Raw genomic sequence first — 2,929 nt, forward strand, 5'->3', positions numbered from 1 at the left:
GCGTAGCCCGTAGCACGCCGACCTTGCCCACACCAGCGCAAGCGAAGTGTGGGCAAGGGCACGCCCAAAAAATTAAATATTTTAACTTCACATAGCTATTTTTTTTGTGTAAAAATGAAAACGTAATCGTTTGGAAGTATAACCGATGTTTACTATTTTTGTACCCATGAACTTGAAAGAAATCTTAGAAAAAATTGCCGCAGAGTTTAACGCTCAGCCCCCCAAAGAAGTAGGCCATAATGTCTATTTGTTAGACATTCCTCTTGTGCTTAAAGATGGCTCAAAACGCTATCAATATGTCTTTGTACGGATAGTACCTCAAAGATACAAAGGAAAAGATTGTATTGTAATTAACAGCCGTTGTGGAACTTACAACCCAGGCATTAACACTTACCAAATCCTAAAAGAAAGCAGCCAGTGTGTATACACTACCATCACTATCTACGAAGATAAAACTCCTGAGGGAAAAGACTGTGAAACCGTAGCTATACAAGCCAGCCCTATCCTAGAGGCTACCAGCTACGAGGAACTCAAACTGATTATTTGGGAAGTGGCTGAAGCCGCTGACATTATTGAAGAAAAGTACTTCGGTGGTGATAAAAACTAAGCAAATTTTTCATTTTCCTGCTCTTTCCAAAAATCTTTCCACATACCTACTCGGGAATAGTAGTAAATGTAATTTTCTATCTTCTCTTCAAACAAGTTAAGCGGTTGAGAAAAGGTAGGTGCTTTTATTCCTGATTTGAGGTATAGGTTTTTACTTTTGTATATCCACACTTCGTCATACAAATGGGCGGACAGATATTGCTCTAAAATATTACTTCCCCCTTCAATTAACAAGCTTTTTATACCTTTTTGATAGAGAAACTGTAATACTGTATTAGGTTGAGTATCAGGTAGGGGAACGTACTCAAAAGTTTGGCTAAAAGGGTAAAAATTTCCATGTGCTTTGGGATACAGGTACCAAGTGGGTGCTTCGCCGTTCCATAAAAAGGCAGTAGAGGGAATATGTATGTTATGGCTTACCACAATACGAATAGGATTTTTAGCTTGGGGAATACTTCTGACGGTAAGCTTAGGATTATCGTTCCATAAGGTGTTTTTGCCTATCAAAATAGCATCGGCGTAAGCACGCAGTTTTTGGGTATGCATATAGGTTTCAGCGCTACTGATGGGTACCTTTTTAGGATATTGAGCCGTAATGTAGCCATCTGCGCTCTCTGCCCATTTGAGAATAACGTAAGGTCGCTTTTGCTGAATGTAGGTAAAAAAAGCCCTGTTGACATAGTTTCCTATTTGAGATAGTATGCCTTGGTGTACTTCAATACCTGCTTTTCTTAGTGCTTCCATACCTTTACCTGCTACTTTTTCATAGGGGTCTACGTTAGCAATGACTACTCGGGGAATGCGATGCCGAATGATTAAATCTGTGCACGGAGGAGTTTTGCCATAGTGAGTGCAAGGTTCTAAATTGACGTATAAAGTAGCTTGTTTAAGAATTTCTAGATCTTTAACTTGCTCAATGGCATTGACTTCTGCGTGTGCTTGCCCATACTTTTGATGATAGCCCGAAGCAATAATTTTGCCCTCAACCGTAATTATACACCCTACCAAAGGGTTACTTTTGACCTGGTTATATCCTTTTAGAGCTAATAAAAAGCAAGCTCGCATGAAAGACTCATGCTCGCTTAGAGATGGGGTATGCATTCAAAACTCTATTGCTTAATAAGTAGATGGTAAATTAAATACCATGCGCCTATGAAGGTGATGGCAAAATAGCCTGCCCATATCCAAGGGGGAATAGTGCCGTGCCTTTCTCTAATACCTGATTCTTCGTACAAATGTACACCTTCGGGAATGTATTTTTCGTCTGAATATTGGCTAAGAATAGCAGTTTCTAAGGCTTGCAAGCGGCTATTTATTTCTTTAAGCAGTTTAGGGTCAGCGGCTACCCCTGTAAAACCGCCTGATACAGGTGCTTCTTCTACGGTAGCAGTTTCAGTTACTTCGGCAACTTGTGGTTTTTCGGTTACTGTTTCGGCTTTGGGTGCAGCATCTCCCCCTCCTGAAGATGGGTACATTGGGGGTCTTTCGCCTTCTTTAAGAATACCTCTTTTTTTACGAACAGACCAAGGTAGGTCTATATATTCTTGTGGTATCATACTATACCGCTTATTTCGAGTGTAAAAATAGAACGGCTTATTGAAAAAGTCAAGTTTTTGGGAACTCTTCTTTCAAAAAAAATTGAAAGTAAGTCAAAGACAGTGGTTATTTTGTACTTTTGCCGCATGGATAAAAACGTGCAAGTAGGCATTATTATGGGTTCGGATTCCGATTTGCCGATTATGCAAGAAGCGGCTATACTTTTAGATGAGTTTGAAGTCAGTTATGAATTGACTATTGTTTCTGCGCACAGAACTCCTTTCAGAATGGTAGAATATGCTCGTGATGCGCACAAAAGGGGCTTGAAGGTTATTATTGCAGGTGCTGGGGGTGCAGCGCACTTACCTGGTATGACGGCTTCTATTACGCCGTTACCTGTTATTGGGGTACCTATCAAAACTCAAAGCTTAAACGGATTAGATTCTTTGTATTCTATTGTTCAGATGCCCAATGGGGTTCCCGTAGCTACGGTAGCTATCAATGCGGCTAAAAATGCTGCGCTTTTAGCCGTTCAAATTTTAGCTACTTCAAATCAGAGTTTGCTTGAAAAGATGATACGATACAAGTCTAACATGCAATCCCATGTAGAGAAAACTGCCTATCGATTGGAAGAGATGGGCTACAAAGCTTTTTTGCAAGAAAAGAAATGAGTTTATTTTTTAGGTCTAACAATTAACTTACTGGTTTTCATTTTTTGGGCGTGCCCCTTGCTGACGCAAGGGTCGGGGCATTCCGCACTACGCTTCGCTTCGGTGCTTCGCTAACG

4 protein-coding genes are annotated in these 2,929 nt (G+C 40.5%); 2 read left to right on the forward strand and 2 right to left on the reverse strand.

All coding sequences use genetic code 11. The features are described from left to right. The first annotated feature begins 166 nt into the window (after positions 1 to 166). A complete protein-coding gene (locus NZ519_13435; GenBank protein ID MCS7029756.1) occupies positions 167 to 607 on the forward strand; it encodes a hypothetical protein in 441 nt (146 codons plus the stop codon). Here the strand turns inward: NZ519_13435 and ribD are convergent. Together ribD and NZ519_13445 are read right to left on the reverse strand one after the other, a co-directional pair. After that, positions 604 to 1,707 carry a bifunctional diaminohydroxyphosphoribosylaminopyrimidine deaminase/5-amino-6-(5-phosphoribosylamino)uracil reductase RibD gene (gene ribD / locus NZ519_13440; GenBank protein MCS7029757.1) on the reverse strand — a complete coding sequence of 368 codons (1,104 nt, stop codon included), beginning with the start codon at positions 1,705 to 1,707 and terminating at the stop codon, positions 604 to 606. The two genes, NZ519_13435 and ribD, sit on opposite strands and share 4 nt — an antisense overlap. A gap of 8 nt (positions 1,708 to 1,715) precedes the next feature. After that, positions 1,716 to 2,162, reverse strand: a complete 447-nt coding sequence (locus tag NZ519_13445; protein MCS7029758.1) for a hypothetical protein — start codon at positions 2,160 to 2,162, stop codon at positions 1,716 to 1,718. A gap of 126 nt (positions 2,163 to 2,288) precedes the next feature. Here NZ519_13445 and purE point away from each other — a divergent pair, with 126 nt between their 5' ends. Continuing rightward, entirely contained in the window at positions 2,289 to 2,813 is a 525-nt protein-coding gene (gene purE, locus NZ519_13450; GenBank protein MCS7029759.1) for a 5-(carboxyamino)imidazole ribonucleotide mutase, read from the forward strand. Positions 2,814 to 2,929: the final 116 nt, after the last annotated feature.

The sequence above is a fragment of the Bacteroidia bacterium genome, from assembly GCA_025056095.1.
Taxonomy (GTDB): Bacteria; Bacteroidota; Bacteroidia; order JANWVE01; family JANWVE01; genus JANWVE01.

Excerpts from the sequence above, each read along its gene's own strand:
- NZ519_13435 (MCS7029756.1), top strand. The coding sequence starts at position 167 with ATGAACTTGAAAGAAATCTTAGAAAAAATTGCCGCAGAGTTTAACGCT.
- ribD (MCS7029757.1), bottom strand. The coding sequence starts at position 1,707 with ATGCATACCCCATCTCTAAGCGAGCATGAGTCTTTCATGCGAGCTTGC.
- NZ519_13445 (MCS7029758.1), bottom strand. The coding sequence starts at position 2,162 with ATGATACCACAAGAATATATAGACCTACCTTGGTCTGTTCGTAAAAAA.
- purE (MCS7029759.1), top strand. The coding sequence starts at position 2,289 with ATGGATAAAAACGTGCAAGTAGGCATTATTATGGGTTCGGATTCCGAT.